This is a genomic window from Blautia sp. HCP3S3_G3 (assembly GCF_052063365.1).
Taxonomy (GTDB): Bacteria; Bacillota; Clostridia; order Lachnospirales; family Lachnospiraceae; genus Blautia_A.
Genome location: NZ_JBQHXR010000004.1, coordinates 40,912 through 58,656, shown reverse-complemented (window position 1 = coordinate 58,656; position 17,745 = coordinate 40,912). Strand labels below are relative to the sequence as shown.

Annotated in this window: 16 protein-coding genes; 13 read left to right on the top strand and 3 right to left on the bottom strand. The window is 45.3% G+C overall.

Annotated elements, in window-relative coordinates; all coding sequences use genetic code 11:
- The first annotated feature begins 23 nt into the window (after positions 1–23).
- The 13 genes from xdh (at position 24) to mnmA (ending at position 14,417) form a co-directional block, all read left to right on the top strand.
- Positions 24–2,609, top strand: a complete 2,586-nt coding sequence (xdh, locus tag ACTNEW_RS06440; protein ID WP_441059200.1) for a selenium-dependent xanthine dehydrogenase — start codon at positions 24–26, stop codon at positions 2,607–2,609.
- Positions 2,610–2,611: 2 nt separating this feature from the next.
- Positions 2,612–3,097, top strand: coding sequence for a 4Fe-4S binding protein (locus ACTNEW_RS06435; protein WP_441059198.1), 486 nt, complete (start codon positions 2,612–2,614; stop codon positions 3,095–3,097).
- 16 nt (positions 3,098–3,113) lie between these two features.
- Positions 3,114–5,387: a xanthine dehydrogenase subunit XdhA gene (xdhA, locus tag ACTNEW_RS06430; RefSeq protein WP_441059196.1), complete on the top strand. Its 2,274-nt coding sequence runs from the start codon at positions 3,114–3,116 to the stop codon at positions 5,385–5,387.
- A 16-nt stretch (positions 5,388–5,403) separates the two neighbouring features.
- Positions 5,404–6,288 carry a xanthine dehydrogenase subunit XdhB gene (gene xdhB, locus ACTNEW_RS06425; protein WP_441059194.1) on the top strand — a complete coding sequence of 295 codons (885 nt, stop codon included), beginning with the start codon at positions 5,404–5,406 and terminating at the stop codon, positions 6,286–6,288.
- Positions 6,285–6,779 carry a xanthine dehydrogenase subunit XdhC gene (xdhC, locus tag ACTNEW_RS06420; protein WP_441059192.1) on the top strand — a complete coding sequence of 165 codons (495 nt, stop codon included), beginning with the start codon at positions 6,285–6,287 and terminating at the stop codon, positions 6,777–6,779. Before xdhB ends, xdhC begins: the two co-directional genes overlap by 4 nt.
- Positions 6,780–6,798: 19 nt before the next feature.
- The gene (gene yqeB, locus ACTNEW_RS06415; protein WP_441059190.1) at positions 6,799–7,605 is read left to right on the top strand and encodes a selenium-dependent molybdenum cofactor biosynthesis protein YqeB; all 807 of its coding nucleotides are present in this window, start codon (positions 6,799–6,801) and stop codon (positions 7,603–7,605) included.
- Complete coding sequence (gene yqeC / locus ACTNEW_RS06410; RefSeq protein WP_441059188.1) at positions 7,602–8,321, top strand: selenium cofactor biosynthesis protein YqeC; 720 nt, start codon at positions 7,602–7,604, stop codon at positions 8,319–8,321. The genes yqeB and yqeC overlap by 4 nt, the downstream gene beginning before the upstream one ends.
- Positions 8,318–8,929 carry a nucleotidyltransferase family protein gene (locus tag ACTNEW_RS06405; protein WP_441059186.1) on the top strand — a complete coding sequence of 204 codons (612 nt, stop codon included), beginning with the start codon at positions 8,318–8,320 and terminating at the stop codon, positions 8,927–8,929. Before yqeC ends, ACTNEW_RS06405 begins: the two co-directional genes overlap by 4 nt.
- Positions 8,930–9,145: 216 nt before the next feature.
- Positions 9,146–9,364: a cation transporter gene (locus ACTNEW_RS06400; protein WP_441059184.1), complete on the top strand. Its 219-nt coding sequence runs from the start codon at positions 9,146–9,148 to the stop codon at positions 9,362–9,364.
- Positions 9,365–9,460: 96 nt separating this feature from the next.
- The gene (locus tag ACTNEW_RS06395; protein WP_441059182.1) at positions 9,461–11,326 is read left to right on the top strand and encodes a heavy metal translocating P-type ATPase; all 1,866 of its coding nucleotides are present in this window, start codon (positions 9,461–9,463) and stop codon (positions 11,324–11,326) included.
- 91 nt (positions 11,327–11,417) lie between these two features.
- Complete coding sequence (locus ACTNEW_RS06390) at positions 11,418–11,759, top strand: ArsR/SmtB family transcription factor (RefSeq protein ID WP_441059354.1); 342 nt, start codon at positions 11,418–11,420, stop codon at positions 11,757–11,759.
- 89 nt (positions 11,760–11,848) lie between these two features.
- Positions 11,849–13,144: a putative ABC transporter permease gene (locus tag ACTNEW_RS06385; protein WP_441059180.1), complete on the top strand. Its 1,296-nt coding sequence runs from the start codon at positions 11,849–11,851 to the stop codon at positions 13,142–13,144.
- 202 nt (positions 13,145–13,346) lie between these two features.
- Complete coding sequence (gene mnmA, locus ACTNEW_RS06380; protein ID WP_441059178.1) at positions 13,347–14,417, top strand: tRNA 2-thiouridine(34) synthase MnmA; 1,071 nt, start codon at positions 13,347–13,349, stop codon at positions 14,415–14,417.
- Between the two features lie 14 nt (positions 14,418–14,431).
- Here the strand turns inward: mnmA and ACTNEW_RS06375 are convergent, their stop codons facing one another.
- The 3 genes from ACTNEW_RS06375 to fliB all read right to left on the bottom strand — a co-directional run bounded on the left by ACTNEW_RS06375 (position 14,432) and on the right by fliB (position 17,507).
- Positions 14,432–15,811 (bottom strand): aldehyde dehydrogenase, encoded by a 1,380-nt coding sequence (locus ACTNEW_RS06375; RefSeq protein WP_441059176.1) that lies wholly within the window; start codon positions 15,809–15,811, stop codon positions 14,432–14,434.
- On the bottom strand, positions 15,808–16,242 hold the full coding sequence (locus ACTNEW_RS06370) for a hypothetical protein (RefSeq protein ID WP_441059352.1): 435 nt from the start codon (positions 16,240–16,242) through the stop codon (positions 15,808–15,810). The genes ACTNEW_RS06375 and ACTNEW_RS06370 overlap by 4 nt, the downstream gene beginning before the upstream one ends.
- Positions 16,243–16,322: 80 nt before the next feature.
- A complete protein-coding gene (fliB, locus tag ACTNEW_RS06365; protein ID WP_441059174.1) occupies positions 16,323–17,507 on the bottom strand; it encodes a flagellin lysine-N-methylase in 1,185 nt (394 codons plus the stop codon).
- Positions 17,508–17,745 lie beyond the last annotated feature (238 nt).

Sequence of the window (17,745 nt, the reverse complement as noted above, 5' to 3'; positions counted from 1 at the left end):
GGAACAGACGGGTAGGTGATCGTATGTATTCATTTTATGTAAATGGGAAAAAACAGACAACGGAAAAAAAACAGACACTTTTGCGGTTCTTGCGGGATGAGCTTCATCTGACATCTGTGAAAGATGGATGCAGTCAGGGAGCGTGCGGTGCATGCACCGTGATCATTGACGGGGAAATCTGCAAGTCCTGTGTGCCTGCAACAGACATGCTGGAGGGCAGACATATTATCACAGTGGAGGGGCTGACCAGTTGGGAGACAGAAGTCTTTACCTTTGCTTATGGTGAGGCGGGAGCGGTACAGTGCGGCTTTTGCATTCCGGGAATGGTACTCTGCACGAAGGCGCTTCTGGACAAAAACCCGGATCCGACAGAAGAAGAAATCAAATATGCACTGAGAAATAATTACTGCCGCTGTACCGGTTATGTCAAAATCATTGCCGCTGTAAAGCTTGCCGCAAAAATAATGAGGGAAGGCAAAATTCCCTCTCCCGGTGCGGATGACTGGAAAATCGGGTCCCGTGTTCACAGACTGGATGTGAAAGAAAAAGTCTGCGGTACCGGCAAATATCCGGATGATTATTACCTGGAGGGAATGTGTTACGGCTCCGCGTTAAGAAGCAGATATCCGAGAGCAAGAGTGCTGTCTGTGGACACATCCGCTGCAAAAGCACTTCCCGGAGTTGTGGCAGTTCTGACTGCACAGGATATTCCGGGACAAAATAAAATCGGTCATATCAAACACGATCAGTATACCATGATCCCGGTGGGCGGCCTGACACATTATCTTGGAGATGCCATTGCTCTGGTAGCTGCGGAAGATATGGAAACTGTGGAAAAAGCGAAAAAGCTGATCAAAGTGGAATATGAAGTATTGCCGGCAGTCCATAATATTGCAGAGGCATCTGCAGATGATGCCCCACGTGTGTTTGATGAGGAAGCAACCAATATGCAGGCACACAAATATGTAAAACGGGGAAATGCAGAGGAAGCAATTCAGAAATCTGCACATGTGATCAGCCGTCATTTTGAAACACCCTGGACAGAGCATGCGTTTCTGGAACCGGAATGCGCAGTTGCCTATATGGAAGACGATGGCTTTGTAAAAATTATCTCGACTGATCAGTCTGCCTACTGTACGAAGAACGAATGCAGTATGGTGCTTGGCACAGACGATGTGAGATGTGAAAATGCCCTGGTCGGCGGAGGGTTCGGCGGGAAAGAAGATATGACCGTACAGCATCATGCGGCGCTGCTGGCTTATCATACCAGAAGACCGGTAAAGGTACGCCTCACCAGAGCAGAATCCATTCTGATCCATCCCAAGAGACACCATTTTGAGATGGACTTTACCATGGGCTGTGATGAGAATGGAAAAATCATGGGAGTAAAAGCAAAAGTACTTTCCGATACAGGTGCATTTGCGTCTCTCGGGGGACCTGTACTGGAACGCGCCTGTACCCACGCAGCAGGACCGTATGCTTATGAAAATTTTGAAATAGAAGGAATTTCCTATTATACGAACAATCCGCCTGCCGGAGCGTTCCGTGGCTTTGGTGTAACACAGACCTGTTTTGCCACAGAGACGCTTCTGGATATGATGGCAGATGAAATCGGGATCAGTCCGTGGGAAATCCGATGGAGAAATGCGATCAGACCGGGAGGCGTTCTGCCGAATGGACAGATTGTTGATGAATCCACAGGACTTGCCGAAACTCTTCTGGCAGTCAGAGATGAATATGACAGTGCCACAAAAGCCGGAAAACCGGTGGGCATTGCCTGTGCTATGAAAAACGCAGGTGTAGGTGTTGGAATCCCTGACTGGGGGCGCGTAAGGCTGCTGGTGGAAGAAGACAGAAAATTACATATCTATTCCGGTGCCTCCTGTATCGGACAGGGACTTGGGACGGTTCTTGTGCAGATGGTGGTCACGAATACGGATCTGAAAAGAGAAGAAGTGGTTTATGAACGAAGCAATACCTGGCTTGCCCCGGATTCCGGAACGACTTCCGGTTCCAGACAGACTCTGGTCACTGGTGAAGCCTGCAGACGGGCCTGTGAAAAGTTTATGGAAGCAAGAATAGAAGGAAAAACTCTGGAAGACCTGGTCGGAACAGAATTCAGAGGCGAATATCTTGCAAAAACAGATCCTCTGGGTGCGGATGTGCCGAATCCGGTTTCTCATGTTGCTTACGGATATGCAACGCAGATGTGTGTCCTGGATCCGAAGACAGGAAAAATTGAGAAAATGGTTGCTGCGCATGATGTGGGAAAAGCAATCAATCCCCTGTCTTGTGAAGGGCAGATTGAAGGCGGCGTTGTGATGTCCATGGGATATGCATTGCGGGAACGGTATCCGATTGATGATAATTTGAAACCAACAGAAAAATACGGTGTTCTTGGTCTGTTCCGTTCTCATGAGATTCCGGAAATCAAAGCAATCGTGGTCGACAAACCGGGACTGAATGTGGCCTGCGGTGCAATCGGGATTGGAGAAATTACTTCCATCCCAACAGCGCCTGCCATTGCGGATGCTTATTTCCGGCTGGATGGTCAGCGCAGAACCAGTCTTCCGATTCACGGTACACCCTATGAAAGAAAGGGGGAGTGAGCATGGCGAAGAAGAAATTCCCTTTTCGGGCAGCCGTAGTGGCATGTAATGGAGGATGCCGTGTAAAAGAATCTTCCGGATGTGAGTATGGATGTATCGGATGCGAGAAATGCCAGGAGGCCTGCAGACTGCATGCTGTTCATATCAATGAGATTGGTGTGGCAGAAATCGATGAAAATATCTGTATTGCCTGCGGGAAATGTGTGAAGGTCTGTCCGAGACAGGTGATCAGGATTCATGACTGTGCGAATTACATGGTAGTGAAATGTTCCAATAAAAAACCGGGAAAAGAAGCGGGAAAGCAGTGTGCGGTCAGTTGTATCGGCTGCGGAATCTGCAAAAAAATCTGTACGGCGGAAGCAGTTACAGTCCGGGAAAATCTTGCTGTGATTGACGAAACCCTCTGTCTGAGCTGCGGGATGTGTGCAGTGAAATGCCCTCGTCATGTAATTATTGACCAGAGAGGGATTCTGACTGCGAAATATTGAAAGAGAAGGTGGGTATATGGTTGGAAAAAGTGTTCCAAGAGTTGACGCATATGACAAGGTCACGGGACGTGCAAAATTTACCGATGACCTGATTCCTGACAAATGTCTGACAGCAAAAGTTTATCATGCAAAGATCGGAAACGGGATTGTGAAATCCATTGATACAACGGAAGCAGAAGCTCTGGACGGGGTTGTAAAAGTAGTGACTTTTAAAGATGTACCGGATCATTGTTATCCTACTCCCGGACACCCCTGGTCAGTGGAACTGGCGCATCAGGATATTGCAGACCGAAATCTTCTGACAGGAAGAATCCGCTATTACGGCGATGATATTGCGGCAGTCGTGGCAGAGGATGAAGTGACTGCCTCCCGTGCGCTGAAACTGATCAAAGTAGAGTATGAAGAATACCCGGTGGAGATTCATCCAAGAAAATCCATGTACGGAAGCCGCCCGCCGATTCATTTTGACAAAAAAGATAATGTTCTGGCGCGAAGCAATTATTTTATCGGAAATGTAGAAGAAGGGCTGAAGCAGTCAGATACGGTGGTAAAACGCAGTTATAAGACTCCGATCGTTCAGCACTGTCATATTGAAAATCCCATTTCCTATGCCTATATGGAAAAGGGAAGAATTGTAGTAGTTACCTCCACTCAGATTCCTCACATTGTACGGCGGGTCATCGGTCAGGCTCTGGGCATCCCATGGGGAAAAATCCGGGTCATTAAGCCATACATCGGAGGAGGTTTCGGCAATAAGCAGGATGTTCTTTATGAGCCTTTGAATGCATTTTTGACAACACAGGTAGGCGGGCGTCCTGTAAAACTGGATGTCAGCAGAGAAGAGACGTTCTGCAATACGCGGACCCGTCATTCCATTGAATATGACCTGACTGCAGGTGTCGATCAAGAAGGGCACCTTCTGGCAAAAGATATGATGGCCTATTCCAATCAGGGTGCCTATGCATCCCACGGTCATGCGATTGCGGCAAATGGTCTGACTGCATGGCGGCTTCAGTATGCATGTCCCAATATCCGGGGAGAAGCATACACGGTTTATACCAATACTCCTGTTGGCGGTGCAATGAGAGCTTATGGAATTCCACAGGCTGCGTTTGCCATAGAATGCTTTATGGATGATATTGCCGCAGAGATTCATATGGATCCGCTGGAATTCCGGCGAAGGAATCTGATCGAGGGATATTATGAAGATGCTTATCTGAAACCGATTGCAGCGAATACCAATGGTATTTTTGAATGTCTGAAAAAAGGTGCGGATTACATTCACTGGGATGAAAAGCGAAAGGAATATGCCAATCAGACAGGATTTATCCGCAGAGGAGTCGGAATGTCTCTGTTTTGTTATAAAACCGGAGTTTGGCCGATCTCTCTGGAAATTGCAGGCGCCCGTCTGGTACTCAATCAGGATGGAAGCATGCAGCTTCAGCTTGGTGCAACAGAAATCGGACAGGGAGCAGATACGGTATTTTCCCAGATGGCGGCAGAAACACTGCATATGGATGTGGAAGATATTCATATCCAGTCTTTCCAGGATACCGATGTTACACCGTTTGATACTGGTGCTTATGCTTCCAGGCAGTCCTTTGTGACAGGTACTGCGGTCCGTCAGTGTGCGGAACTGATGTATCAGAAAATCCTGGATTATGCCAGAACACTTCTGCCAAATGAAAAAAGAGCACTTTCTCTGGATCACGGTTATATTTATGCGGAGAAGGAACCGGTGATCTCGCTGGAGGAAGTGGCACTGGAGAGTTACTACAGTCTCACAAATTCTTCCGCGATCACAGCAGAGGTTTCCACGCAGGTGAAAAAAAACACAATCGCCACAGGCTGCTGTTTTGCCGAAGTGGAAGTGGATATCAAGCTCGGTAAGATCAGGATTCTGAATATTATCAATGTGCATGACAGCGGAAAGCTGATCAATCCGCAGCTTGCCGAGATGCAGGTTCATGGAGGAATGTCCATGGGAATGGGCTATGGACTCAGTGAACAGCTTCTTCTTGACGAAAAAACAGGAAGACCGTTAAACGGAACACTTCTGGATTATAAATTGATGACTGCCCTGGATACACCGGATCTGAAGTCGGATTTTGTGGAACTGGAGGATCCGATGGGACCTTATGGAAACAAAGCGCTTGGAGAACCACCTGCTATTCCGTGTGCACCGGCAATCCGAAATGCAGTTCTACATGCAACCGGAGTTGCATTTTCTGAAATTCCGCTGACTCCGCAGAGACTGATCGAAGGATTTCAGAAAGCCGGATTACTGTAGAGAGGAGGAAGTTTTCATGTATGATATCGAAAATTACTATAATGCAGGGACCATTGCAGAAGCAGTGGAACTTCTGAAAGAGCATCCGGATGCCAGAATTATTTCCGGTGGAAGTGATGTACTCATAAAGATCCGTGAAGGAAAATTTGCCGGGACTTCTCTCGTATGTATCCGTGATATCAGGGAAATCAAAGGTATCGAACGGATGGAATCCGGGGATATTTATATTGGAGCAGGAACCGTCTTTTCTCACATTACGAATGATCCTGTTATTCAGAGATGGATTCCTGTACTTGGTGAAGCAGTAGATCAGGTAGGCGGTCCGCAGGTGCGCAATATCGGGACGCTTGGAGGAAATATCTGTAATGGAGCAGTGAGTGCAGACAGTGTGCCGACTCTTTTCTCTCTGAACGCTATGCTTCGTCTGTCTGACGGAAAAGGGGGAAGAACCGTTCCGATCAGACAGTTTTATCTCGGACCGGGCAGAGTAGACCTTCAGCCGGGTGAGATTCTGACGCATATTGTGATCCCTGAACGGGAATATATGGGATATTATGGGCATTACATCAAGTATTCCATGAGAAACGCCATGGATATTGCTGCATTGAGCTGCAGTGTTGTGAGTAAAACAGATGTTTCTCAGGGAATTCTGGAAGATATCCGGATTACGTTCGGTGTGGCGGCTCCGGTTCCTTTCCGCTGTGAAAAAACAGAGGCTGCTTTGAAGGGAATGCCTGTTGGAGAAGAACTGTATGACACAATTGAAAAAATGGTACGTGAGGAAATCCATCCGAGAGATTCCTGGAGAGCATCCAGAGAATTCCGCCTTCAGATTGGCGGAGAAATCGCCAGACGTGCGCTGATTCGTACCATAGAACTTGCAGGAGGTGATCCGTCATGAAAAAGCAGATGCAGCTGGTACAATGTACCGTTAATGGAAAAGAAGTGGCAGAGTATGTGGATGTGAGGGAATCTCTTCTGGAAATGCTGCGCAATCGTCTGGGCCTGACATCCGTAAAAAAAGGCTGTGAAGTCGGGGAATGCGGCGCATGTACAGTCATTGTTGACGGGGAAACTATAGATTCCTGCATTTATCTTGCTGTCTGGGCAGAGGGAAAAAATATCAGAACGCTGGAAGGGCTGGAAAAAAACGGAGAATTAACGAGAATTCAGGAAGCTTTTATTGAAGAAGGCGCCATTCAGTGTGGATTTTGTACGCCTGGTTTTGTAATGTCTGCGACGGTTCTTCTTGAAAGAGGAGAAAAACTGTCCAGAGAAGCAATAAAAAAACAGATGTCCGGTAATTTATGCCGCTGCACCGGATACCATAATATTATCAATGCAGTGGAAAAAGTGATGGATGAAAACTTTGAGAAAAAGGATGAAACATAAAAATGGAAGGGACAGAGGTATGAGACAGCAGAATCTGGTAATTGTCCGCGGCGGCGGAGACCTGGCCAGTGGAGTAATTTATAAATTATATCAGTGTGGTTACCGTATACTGATTCTGGAATGTGAAAAACCAAGTGCGATCCGACGTGAGGTCGCCTTTTGCGATGCTGTGTATGACGGAATAAAAGAGGTAGAAGGAGTTGTCTGCCGGAGAATCTCAGGCACGGAAGAATGTGAAAAAATATGGGAGCAGGGAGAAATCCCATTGCTTGTCGATGAAGATGCTTCTGTCATTCCGGCTCTTCATCCGGCAGTTGTGATTGATGCGATTCTTGCCAAAAAAAATCTGGGAACTTCAAGAGAAATGGCTCCATTGACCATTGCGCTGGGGCCGGGATTTGAAGCAGGGAAGGATGTCGATTTTGTCGTGGAGACAAAACGAGGACATCAGCTGGGGCGAATAATTCGAAACGGTGCTGCAATTCCCAATACCGGAATCCCGGGAATCATAGGAGGCTACGGGAAAGAGAGGGTGATACATGCTCCGGTTTCCGGCAGAATCCGGAATCTTTCAAACATTGCGGATCTGGTGGAAAAAGGACAGACGATTGCCATGATCGGAAATACTCCCGTTGCTGCTTCTCTTACAGGCGTTCTTCGGGGAATCATTCATGATGGTTATGAAGTGTTTCAGGGCATGAAAATTGCAGATATTGATCCGCGAAAGGAAGAAAAACAAAACTGTTATACGATATCTGACAAGGCACGCTGTATTGCCGGCGGAGTGCTGGAAATTATCATTTCTAAGGGGGTGCTGCCCGGATGAAACATCTGGAGAGTTTTCTGGAACTATTGCAGTTAGATGTTGACAGATACCCTGTGATTGCTGTCGTAGGAGGCGGAGGAAAGACCAGCCTGATTTTTCGGCTGACTGAAGAACTGACAGAACAGGGCAAAACGGTCATTGTTTCTACAACGACTCATATGGCTTATGAACCTCATCGTCCTTTTGCTCCGGATGGTGTTTCGGAAACTGTTCGTGAAAATCTTGAAAAATACGGATACACGGTTGCTGCGCACAGAGAGGAAAACGGTAAGATCAGCAGTCTTTCGGAAAATAAATTGATGGAGTTGAAGCAATTCTGTAATGTGATGCTCATTGAAGCAGATGGCGCAAAACATATGCCGATCAAGGTTCCTGAGGAATGGGAACCGGTCATTCCGGAATTCGCAGATGTTGTGATCAGTGTGGTAGGGTTGGATTGTCTTGGGAAACCCATTCGTGAGACAGCTCACCGGATGGAACGTACGGCGGAATTTCTCCGAAAAAGTATGGAGGCACCCATTACGCAGGAGGATATCGTGAAGATTACTTCCTCTATCTGCGGACTTTTGAAGAATGTGGAAGATCGTGTTTACCGGGTGTATCTGAACAAAGCAGACATTCTTGATAACCCGGAGATGGCAGAGGACATTCTGGAAGAACTGGAGCAGAAAAAGATTGTTGCATCCTGTGGAAGTATTGAGGAGGCAGAGGAATGAATATTGCACTGATTATGCTGGCTGCAGGAAACAGCCGACGTTTTGGATCGAATAAATTGCTGTTTCCTGTGGATGGAAGACCGATGTATCAGATTACGCTGGATCGTCTGAAACAGATAAAAGCTGATCTTTCACAGGAGTTTGAATGTAAGGTGATTGTTGTGACACAGTATGAAGAAATCCGGAAATATGCGTCGGAGGAAGAAATTCAGGTACTCATCAATCCACATCCTGAGGAAGGAATATCCTCTTCCATACAAATCGGACTGAGAGAAAACCAGGATGCAGATGCCTGTCTGTTTGCGGTTTCGGATCAGCCATGGATGACAGCCCGGACCATAGAAAACATGATCCGGGCATTTTTCCGTTCAGGAAAAGGAATTGGCTGTCCTGCTTCTGGACAGGAAGGACAAACAGGAAATCCCTGTATATTCAGGAAGACATATTATCGGGAACTGATGGAGCTTGAAGGAGACACAGGAGGAAAAAAAGTGATCAGACAGCATTTGGATGATACCTTTGTTTATGAATTAAAGGACGAAAAACAACTGGAAGATGTAGATGTTCCGCTCATGGAAAAAGGCTGTTATGAACGGAATGGACAATAACAATATGTCCGTGTATTTTTTTATATTACAGGAAAGTGCTCCGCATTTTCCTGTAATATAAAAAAATAATGAATGAAAAAATGGAAAACAAATGAAATAAAAATTTTTGTACAATAAATAAATGCGAAAACAGATTGACAATATAAAAAATCATGATATAATAAAAACAAACATATGAATACATGTTCATATAAACACGAAGGGAGAACAAGAATCATGAAAAAAACTTACAAAATTGAGGTAGACTGTGCGAACTGCGCGAACAAAATGGAAGAAGCAGCAAAGAAAACAGCAGGTGTAAAAAATGCAACGGTGAATTTTATGACTCTGAAAATGATTGTAGAATTTGAGGAAGGTCAGGAGCCCAAGACAGTTATGCAGGAAGTTCTGAAAAACTGTAAAAAAGTAGAGGATGACTGTGAAATCTTCCTGTAAGAATCTGTACAGGGAATGCCTTACGATCTGACGTGCATTCTTTTCTGTACCATTACACGATAGAAAGCCCTGCCATGCAGGAGAGAAGGTGTTACTGTGAATAAGAAACAGAAAAAAGTTTTGATACGCATTATTGCGGCAGCATTTTTTGTGGTCGTATTCTCAATGCTTCCAGTTGATGGATATCTGAAATTCGGTTTGTTTATGATACCGTATTTCGTCATCAGTTACGATATACTGAAAAAAGCAATCAAAGGAATCCGAAACAGACAGGTATTTGATGAGAATTTCCTGATGGCAGTAGCTACTGTCGGTGCGATACTTCTTGGTGATTATAAAGAAGGCGTTGCGGTTATGCTGTTTTATCAGATCGGAGAACTGTTCCAGAGTTATGCGGTGGGAAAGAGCCGGAAGAATATCAGCGAACTGATGGATATCCGCCCTGATTATGCCAATATTGAGAGAGAGGGACATCTGGAGAAAGTGGACCCGGATGAAGTAGAAATTGGAAGTATGATTGTGGTACAGCCTGGCGAAAAGATTCCGATTGACGGAGTTGTGACAGAGGGAAGAACGACTCTGAATACAAGTGCTCTGACAGGAGAAAGTCTTCCGCGTGATGCAGAGCCGGGAGATGAGGTTATCAGCGGCTGTATTAATATGACAGGAGTGCTCAAGATCAGAACAACAAAAGAATTTGGCGAATCTGCAGTATCGAAGATTCTCGATCTGGTTGAAAATTCCAGTTCCAAAAAATCAAAATCTGAGAATTTTATTTCCAAATTTGCCAGATATTATACACCGGCTGTCTGCTGCAGCGCACTGGCACTGGCTGTCCTGCCTCCTTTGGCAAGGCTGTTCCTCGGAGCTTCTCCGCAATGGGGGGACTGGGTTTACAGAGCCCTGACATTTCTTGTAATCAGTTGTCCATGTGCCCTTGTGATCAGTATTCCTCTCAGCTTTTTTGCAGGAATCGGAGGTGCCAGCCATGCCGGGATTCTGGTGAAGGGTTCCAATTATCTGGAGACACTTGCCAGAACCAAATATGTAGTATTTGATAAAACAGGAACCCTGACCAGGGGAATTTTTGAGGTGAGCGGTATTCATCATAATACCATGGAACAGGAAAAGATTCTGGAATTTGCCGCACTCACGGAAAGCTTCTCCAGTCATCCGATCAGCAGAAGTCTGAAACAGGCTTATGGAAAGGATCTGGATTCATCCCGTGTGTCGGATGTGGAAGAGCTTGCCGGAAAAGGAGTAACAGCAAAAGTTGACGGGATCTCTGTTGCTGTTGGAAATACCAGATTAATGGAATATCTGAATCTGTCCTGTAAAGAATGCCATCAGGCAGGAACAGTGGTGCATGTAGCTATTGACGGAGCCTACGCAGGACATATTCTTATTTCGGATGCAGTAAAAGCAAATTCAGAAGAAGCAATCAGGCAGCTGAAAAAATCCGGTATCAAAAAGACAGTGATGCTGACCGGAGATGCAGACAGAGCAGCACAGCAGGTTGCTGCTGATCTTGGAGTGGATATGGTATACAGTGAACTTTTGCCGGCAGACAAAGTCACAAAGGTAGAAGAATTACTGAACAGCAAAAGTGACAAAGAAAAACTGGCTTTTGTGGGTGACGGAATCAATGATGCGCCGGTTCTTTCCAGAGCAGATATCGGCATCGCCATGGGTGCTCTTGGGTCGGATGCAGCAATTGAAGCAGCAGATATTGTTCTGATGGACGATGATCCGCTGAAAATCGTAAAGGCAATCCGAATTGCAAGAAAATGTCTTCGAATCGTATACGAAAATATTTATTTTGCAATTGGAATCAAAGTAATCTGTTTGATCCTCGGAGCTTTGGGAATTGCCAATATGTGGGTGGCGATTTTTGCGGATGTAGGTGTTATGGTCATTGCGGTTCTGAATGCCATTCGTACATTGTTTGTAAAGAAGCTGTGATAGTCAGCAGGTATGAATCCATTCATTTTTATATTTCAGGAAAGCAGGTATCAGATTGACAGAGATAACAAAAACAAACGGAAAAGAAACGATGTGCTGTGATACGCTGGAAGTTCATGAAGAACTTCTGAAAGTTGTCAATGAAACCATGCCGGAGGAAACGGAGCTATATGATCTGGCAGAATTATTTAAGGTGTTTGGTGATTCGACAAGAATCCGGATACTTTTTGTACTGTTTGAGGCAGAGGTCTGTGTCTGTGACCTGGCGAATGTGCTGAATATGACACAGTCTGCCATTTCCCATCAGCTGCGTATTCTGAAGCAGAATAAGCTTGTGAAAAGCCGCAGAGACGGAAAATCTATTTTTTATTCCCTTGCAGATGATCATGTACGCACGATTATTGCACAGGGACGTGAGCATATAGAAGAATAGGATTGTATCACCCACAGGAAATCGCCTTTCTTTTTCAGGAATGGTATTTTCTGTGGGTGAATTTGTCATGAACACGAAGGAGAAAAGATATGATATACAGCGGATATGAAATTTTGTGGCTCTTTTTTGTCTGCTCATTTCTTGGGTGGGTTCTGGAAACCGTGGCAGGAGCTCTGAAACAAAAGCATTTTGTCAACAGAGGTCTGGTGAATGCGCCATTTTGTGTGATTTATGGAACCGGTGCGGTGCTGATTACGATCGTCTGTCAGGAATTGACCGGATTCTGGCTGTTTGTTTATGCCGTCATACTGACAACGGTGCTGGAATGGACGGCAGGGCACCTGATTGAAAAAATGTATCATGAACGATGGTGGGATTACTCAGATCTGCCGTTAAATATAGACGGTTATGTTTGTGCGCCGGCTTCAGCAATCTGGGGTGTTCTTTCCCTGCTTATGATGAAATGGGGAAATGAACTGTTAATAAAGCTTTTTCATTTGATGCCGGATTTACCGGGAATAATTCTGATCTGGATTCTTGTGGCAATACTTGGCCTTGACATGGCGGCGACCCTGATCATTATGTCCGGTCGAAGCAGACGGATGGAACAGTGGGAGGCGGTAGATGAATGGCTGAGCGGAATCAGCTCCACCCTTGGAAGAAAGATTTATTCGAAGGTGGATGCCCGTATTCGCAAAGCTTATCCGGAAGCACATATTACGAAAAAAGAGGAAGCAAAACCGGATGTTTTTGCGTATGGATGCAGCTTTGAAAAAATCATCTGGCTCTTTGTGATCGGGGCTTTTCTCGGGGATATTACGGAAACGATTTTCTGCAGGGCAACGATGGGAGTCTGGATGAGCCGCAGCAGTGTCGTGTGGGGACCTTTCAGTATTGTCTGGGGTCTTGCGATTGCTGCCGCCACGCTGCTTCTTTATAAGTACCGGAATCGTCCGGACAGTTTTTTGTTTATTGCAGGAACTCTGTTAGGAGGTGCTTACGAATATCTCTGCAGTGTGTTTACGGAAATCGTCTTTGGAAAAGTATTCTGGGATTACAGCAAGATTCCATTTAATCTGGGAGGAAGAATCAATCTGCTGTATTGTTTTTTCTGGGGCATTGCAGCGGTGGTATGGATCAAACTGCTGTATCCACGTTTTTCTTTCCTGATTGAGAAAATTCCGGTAAAATGCGGAAAAATCCTGACGTGGATCCTGATTGTCTTTATGTGCTGTAATGTGATCGTTTCCTGTATGGCTCTGGTGCGGAGTGATCAGCGTACGCAGGGAGTGGAGGCACAGAGCGGATGGCAGAAGACGATGGATGAGCGGTTTGATGATGAACGCCTGCAGAAAATTTATCCAAATGCCATTAATGCAGGATAATCATGCGAAGCCGTCAACTCCCATTGTTACAGAAGGAAATACTGATACTGTTTCCAATAACAGGCAGAATGCGATGGAGTCAATTCTTCAGGAGGAACTTGACAATTTCATAGATAAGAGATATACTCTCATTTGATAAAACCTATTTACCCAATAGGAATAAAGGGAAGGAATGCAGAGTATCCTGCAGATGAGAAATTCTATGAAAAAAGCTTTGATTGCAATGAGCGGAGGCGTGGATAGTTCGGTAGCGGCTCTGCTTACGAAAGAATCCGGTGACGACTGTATTGGTGCCACGATGAAATTGTTCCATAATGAAGATGTGGGGATGGAAAGGGAAAAAAGCTGCTGTTCTCTGGATGACGTGGAAGATGCCAGAAGCGTCTGCTATCGGATCGGAATACGCTATTATGTGTTTAACTTTTCGGAACGATTCAGAGAAGACGTGATGGAGCGGTTTGTACAGGCGTATGAACATGGCTGTACGCCCAATCCATGTATTGACTGTAACCGGTATCTGAAATTTGAACAGTTTTATCAGCGAATGCAGGAACTGGGAATGGATTATATGGTGACAGGACACTATGCCCGGGTGGAATATGACGGGGAAAAGAAGCGTTATCTGCTGAAAAAAGCCATGGACAGCAATAAGGATCAGAGCTATGTTCTTTACACCTTGACACAGGAGCAGCTGGCACATGTATCCTTTCCTCTTGGAAACCTGACCAAAGATCAGGTACGGGATATTGCTGAGAAACACGGATTTGTCAATGCGCACAAGCATGACAGCCAGGATATCTGTTTTGTTCCGGATGGAGATTATGCCGGGTTTATCGAATCGTATACGGGACACCGGGCAGTTCCGGGAGATTTTGTGGATACATCCGGTCATATCATGGGGAAGCATAAAGGAATTATTCATTATACCCTTGGACAGCGAAGAGGACTTGGCATACCGGCAGACACACGCCTGTATGTATGTAGGATATCACCGGAAACCAATCGGGTGATCCTGGGAAAAGAAGAGGAGCTTTACTGTCAGGAACTGACAGCCGGTGAAGTAAATCTGATTTCCTGTGATTCCATGCCGGAACCTGTCCGTGTCAGAGCAAAGATCCGCTATCGTCATACAGAAGAGCCTGCCGCTGCATGGCAAACCCCGGACGGCAAACTTCATGTAAAGTTTGACCAGCCGCAGAGAGCCGTAACAAGAGGGCAGGCAGTGGTTTTATATGATGGCGATGTTGTAGTTGGAGGCGGAATTATTGAATGATTCCGCAATCGTGATTATTTCAGGAAAAAATGAATCAGTTTGTCGTTGAATTTCTTATATGGCTGGTATCTCATTGGCAGATCCAGCCATGTTTTTTTATCTACCATACTTTTTTCATGGGAGAAGGTGCAAAAACCGTCTCTGCCGTGATAAGAGCCCATACCGCTTTCTCCGAATCCGCCGAAGCCCATTTCGCTGGTTGCGAGATGGATAATGGTATCATTGATACAGCCGCCGCCGTATCCGCATCGGGAAGTGACTTTCTGAATATTCGCCTGATCCTTTGTAAACAGATAAAGGGCGAGCGGATGAGGCATGGAATTGATTTTTTCGATAGCTTCGTCCAGATTTCCATAGGTGAGTACAGGAAGAACGGGACCGAAAATTTCCTGTTGCATGACAGCATCCTCAAAGGTTACAGCATCCATGACCGTTGGCTCGATTTTCAGGGAATCCAGGCTGCTCTTTCCGCCGTATACGATTTTTTGCGGATCCATAAGCCCGGTGAGCCGTTCGAAGTGTTTTTGGTTAATGATTTTTCCGTAATCATCACTGGTCAGCGGAGAAGGTCCGAATTGTTTAGCAATCTGGATTTTGATTTCTTCAATCAGCTGCTCTTTGATTGAAGCATCACAGTAGATATAGTCGGGAGCCACACAGGTCTGCCCGCAGTTCAGATATTTGCCGAATACGATTCGTTTGGCTGCCAGTTTCAGATTCGCGGTTTTGTCCACGATACAGGGGCTTTTGCCTCCAAGCTCCAGTGTGACGGGAGTGAGGTATTCCGATGCATGCCGCATAACTTCACGTCCGACTGCCTGGCTTCCTGTAAAGAAGATATAGTCAAAATGTTCATTAAGAAGGCAGGTATTTTCTGCTCTGCCGCCCGTGACCACAGCTATATATTCTTCGGAAAAACATTCGGAAATGATACATCGGATCATCTCGCTGGTATGAGGAGAATAGGCACTGGGTTTGAGCACTGCCGTATTTCCTGCAGCGATGGCATCAACGAGTGGCTCAATGGTAAGAAGAAACGGATAATTCCACGGACTCATGATCAAAACGGTTCCGTAGGGAGAAGGTTTTTTGTAGCTTCTGGAATGAAACTGCGCCAGTGGGGTGTAAACAGTTTTTTCACGCGAAAAAGATCTGGTATGGCGGAGCATATAGGTGATTTCGCTGAGTACGATTCCTGTTTCGCACATATAGCTTTCGAAAGCACTTTTCCCAAGATCCTCCCGGATAGCCTGACTGATTTCATCCTGATGTTTCCGGATGGAAGCCTGTAAGCGTTTCAGTGCCGCCAGACGGTAGGATACGGGCAAGGTCGTTCCGGTATAAAAGAAGGAACGCTGTCGGGATACGATTTGTCTGATTTCCGATTCATTCATAGCTGTTTTCCTTTCTGTTCAGTAGGTAATGATGCCGGAACCAAAAGTCTTCTATAAAACTGCTCCAGTTCAGAAGCATCCATGAGAACCGGGACAGGGTAAAGCGGATTGGCTACTTTATCTGCATAATGAGCCAGCTTGGGAATATCTTCTTCCCGGATTTCCTTTACCGTATCTCCGATGTGAAACCGCTGTTTCATTTCTTTGACAGCCTGGATAAAAATCTGTGCCCCTTCTTCCGGAGAGGTGTTTCTGTCTGCAAGACCGGCTTCGATGGCAAGACGGAGAAGTTTTTTATGGATTGTTTTGCCGTAAGCCTCCAGTACAAACGGAAGGAGAATGGCATTGGCCAGTCCGTGAGGAACATTATATTCACCGCCGAGAGAATGTGCTACTGCGTGTACACATCCCACATAAGATTTTGTCCAGATTGTTCCGGCAGATGCCTTGAAAACACACTGTTTTTATTTTATACAAATTAGTTTGAAAATCAAGATAATTTTACACAATTTTAAAAATTCTCTTCCATCCATGTTTCCAGCATATCCAGATTATTGTCGGAATGCTCCACCTCTCTTGCAAAGCGCCATGCAATCTCTGTAATGTCAGAAAAGGAGAGGGAATGGCCCTGATCCAGCCAGCGGTACATGCAGAATTCCTGGATCCACAGTGTGGAAAAGAGGGCAAGTCCCATTTTTGTGCTGACCATATCATCATAAACAGAACCACAAAAATAGGTATACACAAAAAACATCATAAGCTGTTCCCCGATACATTCCCATTGTTCCCGCAAAGGACTGTCATAGCCGCAGGCAGTCTGGAAATCATGGCAGATCTTGAGATACGCATCTTCTCCTTTGGCATAAAGAAGGCTTCTGGTATTGGCGAGAATTATATTCCATTCCGGACGAAGCCGTTCCAGATGTTCCAGAAGAGCAATGGATTCCAGATGCCAGTGATAGGATGAGATTTTTTGCCTGGCAGACACGGATGGGAGAAGATCATCATCTCCGCACAGTATTTGCACAAAAGTATGATCGGAATTTTTTATCAGATTTGGAAGAAGATTTCCTGCATTTGCTTCTTCGTATCTGGCCAGTATGGTATCTATTTCAAAGGAAGTCTGATGGTCAATACAATCCTGAAATTTATCTGCAAGTGCACAGACAGACGCCATTCTGATTCGAAGATCAGTGCTGCGGTTCTGAAGGATATGAAAAATCACGTCCCGTGCATCTTCCAGCTGAGAGAACATGAGAAAATCAAAATCTTCAAAATCATCTTCTTCATCCGTAAACGACTCCTCAAAAATTACCTTTTCCTGACATCCGAGAATCATTTCTGCGGCAGTCGGGCAGGAAAGACTGAGAGAAAGTTCTCGAAGCCCATCATATTCTTCCACATGTCTGGGATACATACGACAGGTATCGCAAAGACTGTCCGGTCCAAGCTCCTGAATAAGATCACAGAGATTCTGTTCATTCAAAAAAGAACATCGTCTGTCATACTGGCAGAACACTCCTTCTTCCCAGTCAATGGAATTTTTCAGTCTGCTTCCAAAAGCACCGTTTACAGCGGCATACTTCTCAAGTGATTCCTCATCAATCACAATCTGCCATCCCGCACAACAGGTATCCGGGCATTTGTCTGCCGAACAGACGAAACGGTCATAATAATGTGGTTTTAAATAACGCATGGTATTCCTCCTTTACAGCTGGGGTAATCATAGCACAGAAGAAAGAGACTGGCAAGAAATGAGAAGAAATCCGGTACATCGAATAACAAATTCTGATTGTGAAAAAACATTTTCTGGAGAAATGAAATCAGAATTACTGATAATAAGGTTCTATGAGATTACTTAAAAATCGGGTTTTCCATGCGGAATTATTATCGTATAATGAAACTTACAATAACAAATAAAATGGTCATTTTCA

What these genes read in the sequence shown, in the direction of transcription:
- xdh (WP_441059200.1), top strand. Translation starts at nt 24, where the DNA reads ATGTATTCATTTTATGTAAATGGGAAAAAACAGACAACGGAAAAAAAA.
- ACTNEW_RS06435 (WP_441059198.1), top strand. Translation starts at nt 2,612, where the DNA reads ATGGCGAAGAAGAAATTCCCTTTTCGGGCAGCCGTAGTGGCATGTAAT.
- xdhA (WP_441059196.1), top strand. Translation starts at nt 3,114, where the DNA reads ATGGTTGGAAAAAGTGTTCCAAGAGTTGACGCATATGACAAGGTCACG.
- xdhB (WP_441059194.1), top strand. Translation starts at nt 5,404, where the DNA reads ATGTATGATATCGAAAATTACTATAATGCAGGGACCATTGCAGAAGCA.
- xdhC (WP_441059192.1), top strand. Translation starts at nt 6,285, where the DNA reads ATGAAAAAGCAGATGCAGCTGGTACAATGTACCGTTAATGGAAAAGAA.
- yqeB (WP_441059190.1), top strand. Translation starts at nt 6,799, where the DNA reads ATGAGACAGCAGAATCTGGTAATTGTCCGCGGCGGCGGAGACCTGGCC.
- yqeC (WP_441059188.1), top strand. Translation starts at nt 7,602, where the DNA reads ATGAAACATCTGGAGAGTTTTCTGGAACTATTGCAGTTAGATGTTGAC.
- ACTNEW_RS06405 (WP_441059186.1), top strand. Translation starts at nt 8,318, where the DNA reads ATGAATATTGCACTGATTATGCTGGCTGCAGGAAACAGCCGACGTTTT.
- ACTNEW_RS06400 (WP_441059184.1), top strand. Translation starts at nt 9,146, where the DNA reads ATGAAAAAAACTTACAAAATTGAGGTAGACTGTGCGAACTGCGCGAAC.
- ACTNEW_RS06390 (WP_441059354.1), top strand. Translation starts at nt 11,418, where the DNA reads ATGTGCTGTGATACGCTGGAAGTTCATGAAGAACTTCTGAAAGTTGTC.
- ACTNEW_RS06385 (WP_441059180.1), top strand. Translation starts at nt 11,849, where the DNA reads ATGATATACAGCGGATATGAAATTTTGTGGCTCTTTTTTGTCTGCTCA.
- mnmA (WP_441059178.1), top strand. Translation starts at nt 13,347, where the DNA reads ATGAAAAAAGCTTTGATTGCAATGAGCGGAGGCGTGGATAGTTCGGTA.
- ACTNEW_RS06375 (WP_441059176.1), bottom strand. Translation starts at nt 15,811, where the DNA reads ATGAATGAATCGGAAATCAGACAAATCGTATCCCGACAGCGTTCCTTC.
- fliB (WP_441059174.1), bottom strand. Translation starts at nt 17,507, where the DNA reads ATGCGTTATTTAAAACCACATTATTATGACCGTTTCGTCTGTTCGGCA.